The sequence below is a fragment of the Segatella copri genome (assembly GCF_019249765.2).
GTDB classification, from domain to species: Bacteria; Bacteroidota; Bacteroidia; order Bacteroidales; family Bacteroidaceae; genus Prevotella; species Prevotella copri_K.
In genome coordinates, this window is record NZ_CP152484.1 from 3,800,694 (window position 1) to 3,816,779 (window position 16,086).

Here is a 16,086-nt window from a genome sequence, read left to right on the forward strand (position 1 = left end):
GAAGATTCTTTGGTACTTTTTATGAAAACGTTTGTATTACCTTGTGACAAAACCTGAAAACATAGGTTATTTGAAACTTATTTGTATAACTAAACGTAAGCATTATGATCAGACGCAATTACTTGAAAAGTTTGATGATCTTCATCCTGACGTGCCTTCCTCTCTTGGGAGTATCGGCGCAGCAGAAAGTAACAGTCAATGTTGTGAATGCCTCCTTGAAGCAGGTGTTCAGTACAATCGAAAACCAGACATCTTACAGGTTTTCTTACAAGAGTGATATCATTGACCATCGCAAGGATATCACCATCAGGAAGAGTGGCGTTCCTGTAACAGCTGTACTTGATGCAGCCTTGAAAGGACGCAACTTGAAATACTCTGTGGTTTCGCAGAATTCTATCGTTGTTTCTGAGAAGCATGCAAAGGTTGCCGCTCCTCAGCAGAACAACAAGCGCAAGATGCAGGGTGTAGTGAAGGACGACAACGGTGAGCCAGTCATTGGTGCTACTGTTTCTGTTGTTGGTACCGATGAACTCGCAGTAACCGATATTGACGGCCGATTCACCATCAATGCAGCCAAGGGCGCTAAGGTGAAGGTTTCTTATCTCGGTTTCGTAGACCGCGAGGTGAAGGCTTCAGAAAACATGAACATCGCCATGAGCGAGGACACACAGGCGCTGAGCGAAGTGGTTGTAGTAGGTTACGGTACCATGAAGCGCAGCGATATGACCGGTGCCCTCTCTTCTGTAGATACCAAGGAGATGGCTAAGCGCACCACTACCAACCCAGCAGAGGCTTTGCAGGGTAAGGTAGCCGGTGTGAACATCCTGAAAAGTGGTGGTAACGCCGGTGCCGGTGTGAGCATCAAGATTCGTGGTATCAAGACATTCGGTGATAACGAACCTCTTTATATCGTGGACGGTTTCCCAGGCGATATCAACAGCATAAACCCTCAGGACATCGAGTCTATGGAGATTCTGAAGGATGGTGCTGCCGCTGCCATCTACGGTTCTGTAGCTGCCAACGGTGTGGTTCTGATTACAACCAAGAACGGTAAGAAGGGCGATGTAAAGGTGGATTTCAGTACCTATTTGAGCTTCACTCACGTTGCTAAGGACCTCGATATGCTTGATGCTGATGGCTATAAGGCTGTACATAAGATGATGTATGAGAACTATAAGACCCAGTATGGTGAATATCCTGGTGCCGGCTTACCTGCCTATATTACCCATGAAACTGGTGTGAATACCGATTGGCAGGATGCTATCCAGCGCAACGGATTGGCACAGAACTATATGGTCAGCCTCCGCGGAGGTGGTGATAAGGCACAGTATTCTGTATCTTACAACCATGCCGACGAGAAGGGTATCTTTATCGGCAACGAGCATCGTCATGATATCGCACGTATGAAACTCCATGCAACCAAGGGCATCATAGATCTGGATGCCAATATGGATTTCAAATATACCAACAGCCGTCAGCCTCAGTATTCTCTCAAGGAAACTTATATGATTTCTCCTCTCGTACCTATTTATAATGAGAATGAGAAGTATGGTTTCGGTTTGACTAACTTTGATGGTCTGCCAAACAACCGTAACGTTGTTGCAGATAACTACTATAAGAACGAAGTAGATAAGAAGTATCATACTTCTGCCAATGTAGCATTAACCTTCAAGTTCTTCCCTTGGCTCAACTTCAAGACCAGCTATGGTTATCGTGGTGAGCATGAGATAGATTCTTATCATGCACCTGATTATATAGCAGATACTAAGAGTCCTAACAATTATCCGAATAGCAGTGAGACCCGTGCCTACTGGGAAGAGCAGGTGTTCGAGAATGTGCTCTCCTTCAACAAGGAAATCAAGAAGCACAGCATCAATGCCATGCTCGGTACTTCGCTCACCAGCCGCAAGTATAACTGGAGTTCGGTAGGCGTAGAAGGTAAGACCATCGTCTATAAGGTAGAAAACGGACAGCTGCAGCAGAGTGAGAAGGCTGCAGGATTTCTGGATTCCAGCTTTGCTACCATCGGTGCCGGAGCAGGTGGTACCTTCAGTGGTGACGGTTCCTGCTGGAAGTATAACCGTGCTTCTTTCTTCGGCCGTTTGAACTATAATTTCAACGACCGCTATCTCTTCCAGTTCACCTTCCGTGAGGATGGATCTTCTAAGTTCGGTGCAGATAGCCGTTGGGGTTTCTTCCCATCTGTTGCTGTAGGTTGGAGAATCAGCGAGGAGCCTTTCTTCCCTAAGAATACCGTAATCAGCAACTTGAAGTTCCGTGCCAGCTGGGGACAACTCGGTAACGAGAATGCTTTGGGCTACTATGATTTCCTGGCGCTCATTTCTACATACAATGACCTCTATCAGGGTTATGTTCAGGGTTCTGGCTCTTCTGCATGGCCAGGCAGTATTGCCCGTGGATTGGAAAACCGCTCTTTGAAATGGGAAACTACTGATACCAAGAACATCGGTTTCGATTTCGGCTTCTTCAATAACCATCTGAGTGGTAATGTAAACTATTATATCAACGAGACACGCGACCTGCTGATTACCCGTAAGCTGGCTCCATCTGCCGGTCTTGCCAACCCAACGCTGAACGTAGGTAAGATGCGCAACCAGGGTTTTGAGCTGGAGTTGAACTGGAACGACAAGGTACGTGATTTCGAGTATAATGTAGGCTTCAACCTCAGTACGGTATCTAATAAGGTGGTTTCTCTTGCTAATGAAGATCAGACCATTTACGGTATGGGTTTGAAGTATGGCTCAGAGCACTTCCCTACCCAGACCAAGGTAGGCAAGCCAATCGGTGCTTTCTACCTCTATCAGGCAGACGGTATCTTCCAGAATATGGATGAGGTAAATGCTTATAAAAACAAGGATGGCAAACTCCTTCAGCCAAATGCTCAGCCTGGTGATGTACGTTTCAAGGATATGAATGGTGATGGTGTGATTGACGAGGATGATAAGACCTATTCTGGTACAGGTATCGCTAAGGTTGAGGCTAACCTTAACTTGAGCGCCAGTTACAAGGGTTTCGACTTCTCAGCAGTCATCGGTAGTGCATTCGGCAACAAGATTTACAATGGTATCCGCTACTACTATGAGGGAATGAACTCAGCTTCCAACTTCCTCAGCAGCACTCTGGATGCCTGGACTCCTACCCATACCAATACCAGCGTACCACGTGCCATCTATGGTGACCCTAACGACAATACTCGCGAGTCAACCCGCTTCCTGGAGAATGGAGATTTCGTACGCTTGCGTCAGGTGCAGTTGGGTTATACCTTGCCAACATCGCTGGTTAAGAAGATTTATTGCGACCGCATCCGTTTCTACGTGAGTGCAGAAAATGTGTTTACCATTACAGGTTATTCTGGTGCCAACCCAGAATTCTCTATGGGCGTATTGAATAGTGGTATCGACCGCTTTACCTATCCGTTCTCTCGCTCTTACACAGTAGGTGCACAGGTATCATTCTAGTATTAACATAAAAAGGAAAATCTTATGAAAGCATTAAAATATATAGCAGGCATTTGCCTTGCTCTGTCACTCACATCATGTGATGACTATTTGACGCAGACTTCGCCAGATAAACTGACTTCCGATTCTTACTGGCGTGATAAAGCAGACGTAGAGTCGGCAATGTCATCAGCTTATTCCCAACTGTATTTTGCAGAATATTCCGGAGACCAATGGGACTTCTCTGAGGTGAAATGGCCAGTGGAGGCTTATCGTCAGGATGACGTAGATTTGGGTAAGGATGTACAGAACTATCCAAACTGGGTGCAGCTACGTAACTTCAGCTACAACAACGGAAACTCTCAGTTCTCTATCTACTGGAAGAGTTACTATCGCGGAATCAGTTTCTGTAACCAGATTATTGATAAGGTGGCTACCATGAGTGAAGGTCAGCTTGCTGCAGCAGACAGAAAGCAGCTCCTGGCTGAGGCTCATTTCCTTCGTGGCTTCTATCATATGCAACTCTTGCTCAACTGGGAGAAAATCATTATCCGTGATACATATATCACTTCTACCAGCCAGTTGGATAAGGCTCTTTCTGACCGTCCTGAGACTTGGCAGTTTATCGTAGATGAACTGAAAGCCGGTACGGAGATGAGTAACTCTCGCAGCAATGAAGAAGTGGGACGTGTTACCTCAGGCACAGCTTATGCCTACTTAGGCTATGCTTATCTTACGATGGCTTCTGAGCAGGCTGATAAGAAAGCAGAATATCTGAATGCTGCTGTAGAGGCATTCAATAATGTAAAGGGATATAGTCTGGAAAGCAATTATGCCAGCATGTTTAATGGTACAAACAAAAACTGTAAGGAGAGTCTTTTCGAGGTGCAGTTCTCTCTGAGTAGTGCCAATGGTGCCAACTATGCTACCCAGCTGCATCGCTGGATAGGTACAGAGGAGTTTGAAGGATGGGATGAGATTACCCCTTCAGAGACCTTGATGAACGAGTTTAAGAAGGAAGGTAAACTGAACAATGGCTTGTATGATGCCCGTCTTTATGCTTCAGTCTTCTTCCAGGATCCTTACTTTAACGATGGAACCGGAAAGGTATATGGTTACGACTGGGATGCTTGGGTCAAGAGGAATCCGGAGGTAGAAGAGGCTTATGACCGTCCTTCTTTCCGCAAGTTCATGCCTGCAACCTATGAAGCCCTGGCACAGTCAACTACCGATGTGAACATTCCTCTGATGCGTTATGCCAACGTTCTTCTGATGAAGGCTGAGGCTCTCAATGATTTGGGACGTACAGGAGAGGCTATTCCGCTGATCAATGAGGTGAGAAGAGTTCACGGCAATATGCCAGCCATGACCGGTACAACACAGGCTGAGGTTCAGGCTCAGATTGAGCACGAGCGTATGATTGAGTTCCCATTGGAGAACTTGCGCTGGTATGACCTGCGCCGCTGGGGCAAGACTGCTGAGGCGCTGACTGCTGCCGGCCGTACAGGCTTCGACAAGAGCAAGCTGTTCTACCCAACTCCTCTGACAGAGTTGAACTCAAACAGTCTGGCTAAGTAATAGGGGCGAGTAACCATTGAAGATTACTTATAAATATCATCAGGATTCTCGGTCTATTAAGCAATAATACGACCGGGAATCCGTTTTTTACGGTAAAGTAATTCATAAAAACGAACAATAAAATAAAGAAGAAAAACAAGAAACAATGCTCAAGATAGTAATGATTATGCTATGCGGAATAGGTACCGGCTATCTGCTCCGCAACAAGAAAATGAGTTTTATCGGCCGTATCATCACGGCGCTGATATGGGTACTCCTGTTCCTGCTCGGTATCGAGGTAGGTTCTAACCCTCGTATCATCAGCGGTCTTCAGACCCTGGGACTTGAGGCGATAGCCCTGACCTTGGGAGGCAGTCTGGGTAGTGCACTCTTTGCTTGGGCATTGTGGAAGTATGTTACAGCAAAGCAGGCTAAATCGTCGGCTCACGCTGAAACCGGGAAAGGAGGCAAGGCATGAAAGGCAGTTTGATTATCGTAAGCTTCTTTGTTCTGGGCATCATCGTAGGTTTGTGTGATGTGATTCCGGCAGGTCTTCTGGATAGCGACGTGAGCTATTGTGCACTCTGCTGCCTGATGTTCTGCGTAGGTATCAGCATTGGTTGCGATACCTCTGTGCTGAAGAGTTTCAAGAAGGTGAATCCCCGTCTGATGATGCTCCCTGTGATGACCATTCTGGGTACGCTGGCAGGTTGTGCAGCCGTATCTCTCATCTTGAGCCATCGCCAGCTTACCGATTGTCTGGCAATCGGTTCAGGATTCGGATATTACTCACTTTCGAGTATCTTCATCACCGAATACCGGGGCGCCGAACTTGGAACCATCGCCCTTCTTGCCAACATCTTCCGCGAGATTCTCACCCTGCTGTGTGCTCCGCTGCTGGCAAAATACTTCGGCAAACTGGCACCTATCAGTGTAGGTGGAGCTACGACCATGGATACAACGTTGCCAATCATCACCCGCTATTCGGGCGAGAGTTTCATCATCGTTTCCATCTTCCATGGCTTCTGTGTCGACTTTTCTGTACCCTTCCTGGTTACCTTCTTCTGTTCTTTGTAGAAATAGCTAAAAGCAGTTTTAAACCAAACCCGTATGAGACATATTTTCAGTTCATTCATGATATGTCTGAGCCTCTGCTGTGCCCATACCTCAGTAGCCCTTGCGGCTCAGGATGGCAAGCAGCCAGCAGCTTCAGACCCTTGGCAGGACGCCACCGTAACCCATATCAACCGCATGCCGATGACCGCTCATTACTTGCCTTTTACAAGTGAGAACGGAGCCTTGGCACAGTTGAAGATGGACGACGCCCGCCGTTTCCAGTTGAACACCCAGAATGAGCGTCGCCGCTCGCTGGATGGTGTATGGAAATTCAAACTGGTGAAGAATCCGAGTCTTGCCTTGACCGATTTCTTCAAGACATCCTATAATGTAAACGATTGGCAGAACATCAATGTGCCTGGCAGCTGGGAGTTGCAGGGCTTCGATGCGCCCATCTACACCGATGTAACCTATCCTTTCAAGCCAAATCCTCCTTTCGTGCCACAGGATTACAACCCTGTAGGACATTATGTACACGAATTTACCGTGCCTGAAAACTGGAAGGGCATGGATGTGATTATGGATTTCGAAGGCGTAGAATCTGCCTTCTATCTCTGGATCAACGGCAAGATGGTGGGTTATAGTGAAGATAGCCGTCTGCCTGCCCACTTCAATATATCCAAGTTCCTGAAGAAGGGCAAGAACCGCCTTGCCATGAAGGTGTTCCGCTTCAGCGACGGCAGTTACCTGGAAGGCCAGGACTACTGGAAGTATAGCGGCATCGAGCGCAATGTGTTCATCCAGGCTCGTCCTAAGAGCAGAATGAACGACTACGTATTGGGAAATAAACTAATCAATCAATATAAGGATGGCAATTTCACGCTCGACGTGAATATGCTCAATCCACAAAAGGGTCAGAAGGTTGAGGTGAAAGTGCTTTCGGCAACAGGTAAATCTCTCTTCAAACAAATCCAGAGCATCACCTCACCTGCTGATACCTTGATTCATTTCGAAAAACTGCTGAAGAACGTGCAGCCTTGGAGCGCCGAGAGCCCTTATCTCTACACCCTCGTCATCAATACTACCGACAGGAATGGCAGAGTAGAGGAGAGTGTGGCACAGCCTTTCGGCTTCCGTACCGTCGAAATGAAGAACGGACAGCTTCTGGTAAATGGTGTAGCCATCACCATTAAGGGTGTGAACCGACAGGAGCACAATGCCGTACACGGCAGAACCCTCAGCATCGGTGAGATGGTGAAGGATGTGAAGATGATGAAGCAGTTCAACATCAATGCCGTGCGTACCTCTCACTATCCAAACTATTCGGAGTGGTATCAGCTCTGCGATAAGTATGGTCTCTACATGGTAGGCGAGGCGAACATCGAGTGTCATGGTATTCTGGATACAGAATATAAGCAGCTGGCAGACAGAGAAGACTGGTATCCTGCTTTCCACGACCGCATGTGCCGCATGATCAAGCGCGACCGCAACCATACCGCCATCATCATCTGGTCTATGGGTAACGAGAGCGGATATGGCAAGAGTTTCGAGAAACTCTATGATATGAGCAAGGCGATGGATCCAACCCGTCCGGTACAGTATGAGGGCGGCGGTTACTACGCCAAGTCGGATATCTACTGTCCGATGTATGCCCGCATCTGGTCTTTGCGCCGCCATGTCAATCAGCGTGATGAGCGTCCGCTGATTCTCTGCGAATACGCCCATGCCATGGGTAACAGCGAGGGTAACCTCAAGGATTACTGGGATCTGATTTACAAATACGACCAGTTGCAGGGTGGTTTCATCTGGGACTGGGTAGACCAGACCATCGCCAAGACCGATGACAAGGGGCACAAATACTGGGCTTATGGTGGCGATATGGGATTCGTAGGCGTAGTAAACGATTCCAACTTCTGTGCCAACGGACTTGTAGCAGCCGACCGCTCTCTGCATCCACATATCTGGGAGGTGAAGAAGGTTTACCAGAACATTGCCTTCGAGCCAGTAGCCTTCATGCAGAACCGCATCAAGGTAACCAACCGGTTCGACTATACCACGCTTGACAATTATCAACTCTTCTGGGCAGTAGAGGCCAACGGCGAAACCATCAGAAGCGGCAAGATGAACTTCCCAACCCTCCTGCCTCATCAGACGAAGGAGATGGAGATTCCGATGGGCACTCTTCCTGCTGCCGACAACAAGGAATACTTCCTCACCCTGCGCGCCTTCAGCAAGCAGGCTACCGGAGCTGTTCCTGCAGGTCACGAGGTAGCCATCGGGCAGATGCAGCTGCCTGTAAGACTGGAAAAGGCTCAGGAACAGGTAAGTGGACAGATAGAGAAGACCGAGACAGCAGAGGCTATCACCATCCAGGGAAAGACCAAGGATTTCAGCATCAGCTTCTCTAAGAAGACCGGCGAGATGACCTCACTGAAATATGACGGTAAGGAAATGCTGCTGGCAGGCTTGCAGCCAAACTTCTGGCGCGGTATCACCGACAACGATGTGGCTAACGGTACTCAGGAGCGCTGTGCTACCTGGCGTGAGGCTGGAAAGAAAATGGTACTGAAGGGCATCAAGACCCAGACAGACAACCAGAAGGCTACCGTCATCGCAGACTTCGATATGCCTGAGCAGGAATCTCAGATGCAGATTACCTATCAGATGCTTGCCAATGGAAATGTAGAGGTGAACATGCACTTCATGCCTGGCAACAAGGCGCTGCCGGAGATGCCTCGTCTCGGTATGCGCATGATTCTGAAGGGCGACTACGACCAGATGACCTGGTTGGGTAGAGGTCCGCAGGAGAACTATGCCGACCGTAAGAGTGGTTACCTCATCGGTAAGTATTCTGCCAGCGTATGGGAGCAGTATCATCCATACGTAAGAGCACAGGAAACTGCCAACAAGTGTGATGTACGCTGGTTCACCCTCGCATCGAAGGCTGGAGCCGGTATCAAGGTGGAAGGTGCTGAGCCATTGAGCGTAAGTGCCTGGAACTTCCCTCAGGATGATCTCCTCTATGTTCCTTCTACCATCGAGCACCGTCATGGCGGCTGTGTAGACAAGAAGGACATGGTATGGGTGAACATCGACCATTTGCAGATGGGTGTTGGTGGCGATAATACCTGGGGCGCTATGGTGCATCCGGAATATACCATCACACCAAAGGAGTGGAGCTATAGCTTTACTATTAAGAACTTAAAATAAACGATATGAAGACTAAGTCTATAGCTATACTGACTATGGGGCTTGCCATGCTGTCTATGGACGGCATGGCACAGACCACCCGTCAGGAGTATAAGGATATTCTTGACATCCAGCTGACTCCGGGTGCTCCCCGCCGTCAGAACGGATGCTTCACGGATATGGGTTCATGGATGGGGTTCACCCTCTCAGAGAAGGAGAAACCTACCGCAGGCTTCTGCGGACCTTTCAGTATCTATTACCGCAACTGGTATGCCCGTTCGCTGGTATCTCTCATTGATGGTACCGTGCAGGAACAGAGCTATTATCCGGGTGAAATCAGGATGAGTCTGAAGAAGGATGGTGCCGATTTCTATGAGAGTCTGCAGTTTGTAGATGCCCGTACGGCGTTGCTTACAGTTACCAATCCGTCCAAGGTTCCGTTCACGTTTACTGCCGACAGCATCAGTACCCGTGCCAATGTATCACGTTACAAGAACCGTGTTACCATCGGAGACTTCTACGGTGAACGCGTCATCATCGACTTCCCTCAGGAGGTTAAGGTGACTGATACCGACCACAACTATCTGGCTACTGTGCCAAGAGGTGTAGAGCAGCTCACCATCGCCATTTCGCTAGTAGAGCAGGATACCGAGGCTTCGGTTCAGCATGTGCATACAGCCAGTCTGCTTGCCAATCCGAAGGTTGCACTCGATGAAAACGAGAAGCGCTGGAACGGTTATCTGAAGAAGGTGATACGTGATGATATGCCAGCAGAATACAACCGGGTGGCTGCGAAATCCATCGTCACCCTGCTTTCCAACTGGCGTGCCAAGCGAGGTGCCCTGTATCATGACGGTATCGTGCCTAGTCATGCTGTTGGCTATTTCGTAGGTTGCTGGGCATGGGATTGCTGGCGTTTCTCTGCCGGTATGGCTTCCTTCTTCCCAGAGTTGGCGAAGGATAACATCCGCGTGATGTTCGACTACCAGCAGCCAGACGGCATGATTATCGACTGCATCTATCCGGATGCTTCAGAGAACAACTACCGCGACAGTAAGCCTCCTCTGGCAGCCTGGGCGGTGAACGAGATTTACGAGCATACCCAGGATCTGGCTTTCGTAAAGGAGATGTATCCGAAGCTTCTGAAATATCATAAGTGGTGGTATGAGAAGAGGGATCATGACAAGAACCATATCTGTGAGTTCGGTTCGGTGGATGGAACCCTGGAGGCAGCTGCCTGGGAGAGCGGTATGGATAATGCCATCCGTTTCGACGGCACCAAGATGTTGCAGAACGGCAAGGATGCATGGAGTACAGACCAGGAGAGTGTTGACCTGAATGCTTATCTCTCGCTGGAGTATACCTTGCTCAAGAAGTTTGCCGGATTGCTGGGCGAGCCTTTCGACTTGCCTGACTATCGTGGACTGGTTGCCGATTATTTCTTTGACCAGAAAGATGGCTTCTTCTACGACCGCCGTTTGGATGGCGACAGAAGTTTTGTACGTGAAGCAGGTTGTGAGGGCTATATTCCTTTCTGGGCGAACATAGCAACGCCTAAGCAGTTTGCCAAGGCAAGAAAGTTGCTCGACAATAAGAAGAAGTTCTCTACCTTCATCCCATTCCCGACGATAGCTGCCGATAATCCGAAGTACAATCCGCAGGGTTACTGGCGCGGTCCTATCTGGCTCGACCAGACCTATTATGGCATTAAGGGCTATCGCAATTATGGTGAGAAGAAGAAGGCAGATGCCTATACCGACCAGGTGTTCCGCAACTTGCAGGGTATTTCGGCAGGTACCCCAATTTATGAGAATTATGACACGCATACCGGCAAGCCTATGCAGGCTTCTCACTTCAGCTGGAGTGCCGCTTGCCTGATCATGATGTACAATGATTATGGAAAATAAACGATAATCTCATGTGTTAAACGTCATGCCAAAGGGGTTTGGCACATCTTAAGACCTAAATAAAAAAGCCTTTGAGCGTATCGGAAATGATAGCTCAAAGGCTTATTTTTTACCCTAAATGATTGAACTGTAACAAGCAAATTCCATACGCTTGGAAAGCGTGTGGTGTATATTATCTCAAAACATACTTTCCGGCTGGTGTCTTGCTGAACTTTACCTGATAGGCTTCAGAGACAATCTGCAGCGCCTCGGTAAGGTTGTTGTTCGGCAAGGTTCCTGTGAAAGGTTCGATGGTATCCATTTTCACAGCAATCTCAACCCCGTAATTCTTCTCCAGACTTCTGATGACTTTGCCCAGCGATGCATCGCGGAATACCAGCTGCTTCTTCTGCCATGCACAGGCATCCTCGATATGCGATACTTCGCGTACATCCATCCTTCCTGTCAGTTTGTTCACCACTACGATTTCGTTTGGCTTCATCGTATAGGTGCTGCCGTTGGCAAGGGAAGTGAGCATCACGCTACCGTTGAGTAGCGCAACTTCTGCTGTCTGTTCTTTCTTTCGGTTGATGACGTTAAACTCAGTGCCCAATACCTTGATTTCCATTCCCTGCATGTGGATGATGAACGGATGTCTGGCGTCTTTGGCTACCTTGTAGTGAGCTTCGCCTTCAAATTCAATCTCACGATTGTCCTTGCAGAAATCCTGTGGTGCATACTTGATGCTGGAGAGCGAATTGAGCGCTACCACACTCTTGTCGGGCAGGGTGATGCTCACCTGTTCGCCTTCCTGGGTAGTGATTTCTGTCAGCGGAATCGCGGCATATTGCTTGTTTTCCTTATACATCATTCCCATAATCACCATGCAGATAGGCAGGGCAATAGCTGCCGCTATCTGGGTCCACTTGAGGACGCGCTTCAGGGTGAATTGCTTACGGGTTCCTATCTGTTCATGAATTTCGGTCTTGATACGTGCCAAATCTTCGTCAGAAATACCGCTATCCGGGATGATGCCGTGCAGCCATTCCTCTTCCATGGCTGCTGCTAATTCTTCATCAGAACAGTTGTTGATCCGTTCCTTCAGATTAGCTAAGTCTGTACTATTCTTGATGTCGTCTAACATAAAACAATCTTTTTTAGATTATACACGGTTCGGTAGAGAATGTACCGTTAAATTATACTAAAAACAAGAGCCACATCAGGTTGGTGCGGTTGCTGATAAGCTGTCGGAGCTGTTTCAAACCCATCGACAACTGGTTCTTAACGGTCTGTTCACTATAGTTGAGTTTCTCGGCAATCTCCTGATTGTTGAGCATCTCCAACTTGGAGAGTCGGATGATTTCCTGCTGCGTCTTGGGCAGCTTGGCAAGCATCTGGTTGAGCTGTCTGACGAAATCATCATACTCCAACTGACTGTCTGCAGTGGTGCTGTTGTGATGGTCAAGATAGTCCATGTAGTCTTCGTATACGGGCGAATTGATGACCTTCCTGTAGGCGTTGATGAGGTAATGCTTGGCTCTGAGGAAGAGCAGCGGCTTTACGCTGTCTGCCTCTTCTAGCGTGCTTCGGTTTTTCCAGAGCCACACGAAGGTATCTTCCATGATCTCTTCGGCATTCTCCTTCGACTTGGTATATTTCAGGCAAAAGGCAAAGAGTCTGCGGGCATATAGCGCGTAGATTTCATCGAATGCCTTCATAGATCCTTTTTTGAGTTGAAGGATAAGTTCTGTTTCTGTCTTTTTAAACATGATAACTATTCACTAAAATCCATCTAAATCATATTCTTCGCTGTCCAAATCCAGACTGTCGTCGTTGTCGAAAGTTGTCTTTGGCGCTTTTTCTTCCTTTATATCCGCATCGGTTCCCTGGGTTCCGGTAGTTCCGTTGCTGAGAGTTCCGGTAGTTCCGTTACTGAAAGTTCCGGTTGTACCATTATCGAATGTTCCGGTAGTTCCGGTTTCTATTTCACCTGTTGTTCCGCTTTCGGCAGTTCCGGTTTCTTCTTCATTTTCTTCTGTATCATCCGTCTTTTCCTGCTGGATGATTTCCTCCGGTTCTTCAAGCAGTGGGGCCTTGCTGATTTTCAGCGGTGCCAGATGCTGGGTATAGAAGAGGGTATAGTCATCGTAGCTCAGACTGGTGCCCAGCAGCAGAAGGTTTGGTTCGCTGATAACGATGCCTCGGGCTCCCTTTGAGAGGAGCTGGGTGATGGCCTGATGCTGGTAGATGTCGTTGGCATACTGGCGTGCTTCGTCGTAATTGCGGAAGCCCTTTACCTGCATGCGGTGCAGACCATTCTGCTCGTCAATGACGAGGTCGAAATTGCGAACGAGATAGGAGGTGAAATTATATTTCGCCATCTCGAAGAGCAACTGGTTCTCGTTTACAGAATCAGGAACGTAGGCGAGCATGAAGACGAACGGCTCGTTGCGCTCAATGCTGAATACCTTTGCTTTGGATTTGACATCATCATTGAGTACGGCGTTGCGGCGCGACCATACATTGCTCAGGTCGAATGTGCCGCCCTTGAGCTGTCTGCCGGCTTTCACTCCGTTGAGAATCATTCCCGCCATTTCGCTGAGTCGACTGTTCGGATATTTCTCTACCACCTGCTGCATATCATCGAGACAGGCCTGGATATTACCCTCGTGGAGCTGGGTGAGTCCGCCGATAAAGAGGAACTTGTCGCGGTTGGCTCCTTCAGGATAGCGCTTGTCAGAGATAGCTCTGTTGTGTACCACCTTATTATATAGGTTAGCCTTGAAGGCGTCGTAGGTGGCAGCATAGAGCGAATCTTCGAGATGAATGCCCATCTTCGCATCTTCCTCATAATAAGGAGAGGTGAGCAGGGCGGTCCATTGGCTCTCCGGATAATTCGCTTTCAACAGGTCGAGATAGCGGCTGGCGATGGCTGGCTGTTTCCTGATGTTGTAGAGCAGGTAGAGGTGATAGTAGGCATCATCGAGATGTTCGTATGCTGCGTTCTTCTTCACCAGTCGCTGCAGCATGCGTTCGCTTTCGTCCAGATCATTGAGTTTGTCTTTCAGAATGATGCCGGCATGCAGCAGTCCGTCGTCCAGAATCTGATTGCTTTCTGCCATCTTCTCTTCGGTGAGCGGAATCTGAGCGAGATAGTAGGCACGCTGATGCGGATCTTCTTCTGCACTCAGATTCTTCTCTTTCTCCTTCTCAAGGTCTTTCTTCTGTGCCTCGTTGAGGAGTGAATCGCGCTGTTCATCAGTCATTTCTTCTACACCTTTGGCATCGGCTACTACGGTCTGGTTGCTCCGCTGCCAGTTGTCTATGTTCTTTCTTTTACCCCAGAGACGCTCAAACTGCAGTTTGCCTTGGGCTACGGCAGATTGGGAGTAGAAATACCAGGTATTGGTGTTGCCGAAACCGCCGTTGCCCATGGCTCCGTTTCCGAAGCCGGAAGAGGCATTGCTGTTTCTCTGATTCCTGTTATTTCTGCTGTTATTATTGCCGTTGCTTCTTCCGAAGTCAGAGTTGCCCTGCTGTTCTGCCAGTTCCTGGTCGGCAAGTCTTCTCTTTTCTTCCTTTTCCTGTTTTTTCAGGGCATCTATCACCTTGTCAATGGCGACGTTCCGTTCTGTTTCGCTCATGTGGGCGAGTGATTGCAGGGAGTCCTGCAGATGGATGGCGTCGGTATAAGGTACCAGTTCATCAAGTACCTTCGAACGGTCGGAGAGCTGTTTGTAGTCTTTGCGGTCCTGGTCTAGGAGTCCGATGGCTGCATCATAGCATCGCTTGGCATCGCCATAACGGTGGCATTGCCAGTATACATTGCCCAGATGCAGCAGCAATACACCTTTCTCTACTCCGTTTCGGCTTGATTTCGCAGCACCTTTTTCGTATGCAGCAATAGCCTGAAGGGTATCGCCCTGATTGAGATGTATGTTGCCGATGGCATAATAAACCTGGTCGAGATATTCCTGATTCTTGTCGCTCGCTGCCATTCGCTTCAATTTGGATACCATCTTCCGGGAGTTGTTGGTTGCCAGTACCTCGGTCATGGAGATGCGGGCATTGAACTCCAGTTCGTAAGGCGGATTGAGACGGATGACATGCTTGAAGGCACGGTAGGCATTCTGGGCATGTCCCTGTTGTGCTTCTACCTGTCCCATCAGATACCAGTGGCGGGCTTTCTGCTTGCGTCGCATCTCATAGCCGATGGCTTTGCGGAGATACGGAACGGCTTCCTGATAGCGTCCGGTCTTCAGATAGTAGAGGGCATAGGTCTTGTCCCATTCCTTCTGGGCACGCCAGTGGATGGAATCGCGCTCGATATTACGGATTACATCTTCGGCATCGTATATCCATCCCGATTCGAGATAACTCTTGGCGAGCCAGGCACGTGCCTTGCCGTAAATGCCGGGTTGGGTAGCGTAGAGACGGCTCATATAGGCGAATGTGGCTGCTGCCGACTGGAAATCGCCTTCAAAAAACTGGGAACGGCCCATCAGCATCCATGCCTTCCAGAGAAACGGATTATATTCACGGCGATGCAGCCATTCCAGGTCTTTGGCTGTCTTGCGGCGTTTCTTGTCCCATACCGGGCGGCGCTTGATGCTATGCTGGTGAATGGCTTTCTCGCATTTCTCGATGGCGCGGTCGTAGTTCGACTTGCCCAGTTCGCGGCTGTTCTTGTTGCCAACCGTATAATAAGGAATCATTTCAGAGTAATTGTCCTTATTCCCATTTTCCTTTTCGAGCGAGCCTTCTATATAGGCTACGGTACCATTATAATAGGTGTTGTATCGGGCGTTGAAGGCATGCCACCATCTGCTCTTCGCCGTATTCTTCTGCGTAGAGCATCCTGCTATGGTCATTGCGAAGGCAAGGATAACCATAGCTGGCAAGAAGTTTCTGAATGGGAAATGCTTCAACATAAGTTTCTT

The 16,086-nt window shown here is 48.6% G+C and carries 9 protein-coding genes; 6 read left to right on the top strand and 3 right to left on the bottom strand.

What is annotated here, in order from left to right; all coding sequences use genetic code 11:
• The first annotated feature begins 104 nt into the window (after positions 1–104).
• The 6 genes from KUA46_RS16000 (at position 105) to KUA46_RS16025 (ending at position 11,167) form a co-directional block, all read left to right on the top strand.
• Positions 105–3,479, top strand: coding sequence for a SusC/RagA family TonB-linked outer membrane protein (locus tag KUA46_RS16000; protein ID WP_256624997.1), 3,375 nt, complete (start codon positions 105–107; stop codon positions 3,477–3,479).
• Between the two features lie 24 nt (positions 3,480–3,503).
• On the top strand, positions 3,504–5,036 hold the full coding sequence (locus KUA46_RS16005) for a RagB/SusD family nutrient uptake outer membrane protein (RefSeq protein ID WP_022122091.1): 1,533 nt from the start codon (positions 3,504–3,506) through the stop codon (positions 5,034–5,036).
• A 145-nt stretch (positions 5,037–5,181) separates the two neighbouring features.
• A complete protein-coding gene (locus tag KUA46_RS16010; RefSeq protein ID WP_022122090.1) occupies positions 5,182–5,493 on the top strand; it encodes a LysO family transporter in 312 nt (103 codons plus the stop codon).
• The gene (locus tag KUA46_RS16015; RefSeq protein ID WP_006847844.1) at positions 5,490–6,092 is read left to right on the top strand and encodes a lysine exporter LysO family protein; all 603 of its coding nucleotides are present in this window, start codon (positions 5,490–5,492) and stop codon (positions 6,090–6,092) included. The genes KUA46_RS16010 and KUA46_RS16015 overlap by 4 nt, the downstream gene beginning before the upstream one ends.
• A gap of 33 nt (positions 6,093–6,125) precedes the next feature.
• Positions 6,126–9,281 (top strand): glycoside hydrolase family 2 TIM barrel-domain containing protein, encoded by a 3,156-nt coding sequence (locus KUA46_RS16020; RefSeq protein ID WP_218486702.1) that lies wholly within the window; start codon positions 6,126–6,128, stop codon positions 9,279–9,281.
• Positions 9,282–9,286: 5 nt separating this feature from the next.
• Positions 9,287–11,167, top strand: a complete 1,881-nt coding sequence (locus KUA46_RS16025) for an MGH1-like glycoside hydrolase domain-containing protein (RefSeq protein ID WP_218486701.1) — start codon at positions 9,287–9,289, stop codon at positions 11,165–11,167.
• A 172-nt stretch (positions 11,168–11,339) separates the two neighbouring features.
• Here the strand turns inward: KUA46_RS16025 and KUA46_RS16030 are convergent, their stop codons facing one another.
• From KUA46_RS16030 to KUA46_RS16040, 3 genes are all read right to left on the bottom strand, one after another.
• On the bottom strand, positions 11,340–12,290 hold the full coding sequence (locus KUA46_RS16030) for a FecR domain-containing protein (protein ID WP_153093215.1): 951 nt from the start codon (positions 12,288–12,290) through the stop codon (positions 11,340–11,342).
• 52 nt (positions 12,291–12,342) lie between these two features.
• Complete coding sequence (locus KUA46_RS16035; protein ID WP_256624996.1) at positions 12,343–12,864, bottom strand: RNA polymerase sigma-70 factor; 522 nt, start codon at positions 12,862–12,864, stop codon at positions 12,343–12,345.
• Between the two features lie 63 nt (positions 12,865–12,927).
• On the bottom strand, positions 12,928–16,077 hold the full coding sequence (locus KUA46_RS16040) for a tetratricopeptide repeat protein (protein ID WP_218486699.1): 3,150 nt from the start codon (positions 16,075–16,077) through the stop codon (positions 12,928–12,930).
• Positions 16,078–16,086 lie beyond the last annotated feature (9 nt).

What these genes read in the sequence shown, in the direction of transcription:
- KUA46_RS16000 (WP_256624997.1), top strand. Translation starts at nt 105, where the DNA reads ATGATCAGACGCAATTACTTGAAAAGTTTGATGATCTTCATCCTGACG.
- KUA46_RS16005 (WP_022122091.1), top strand. Translation starts at nt 3,504, where the DNA reads ATGAAAGCATTAAAATATATAGCAGGCATTTGCCTTGCTCTGTCACTC.
- KUA46_RS16010 (WP_022122090.1), top strand. Translation starts at nt 5,182, where the DNA reads ATGCTCAAGATAGTAATGATTATGCTATGCGGAATAGGTACCGGCTAT.
- KUA46_RS16015 (WP_006847844.1), top strand. Translation starts at nt 5,490, where the DNA reads ATGAAAGGCAGTTTGATTATCGTAAGCTTCTTTGTTCTGGGCATCATC.
- KUA46_RS16020 (WP_218486702.1), top strand. Translation starts at nt 6,126, where the DNA reads ATGAGACATATTTTCAGTTCATTCATGATATGTCTGAGCCTCTGCTGT.
- KUA46_RS16025 (WP_218486701.1), top strand. Translation starts at nt 9,287, where the DNA reads ATGAAGACTAAGTCTATAGCTATACTGACTATGGGGCTTGCCATGCTG.
- KUA46_RS16030 (WP_153093215.1), bottom strand. Translation starts at nt 12,290, where the DNA reads ATGTTAGACGACATCAAGAATAGTACAGACTTAGCTAATCTGAAGGAA.
- KUA46_RS16035 (WP_256624996.1), bottom strand. Translation starts at nt 12,864, where the DNA reads ATGAAGGCATTCGATGAAATCTACGCGCTATATGCCCGCAGACTCTTT.
- KUA46_RS16040 (WP_218486699.1), bottom strand. Translation starts at nt 16,077, where the DNA reads ATGTTGAAGCATTTCCCATTCAGAAACTTCTTGCCAGCTATGGTTATC.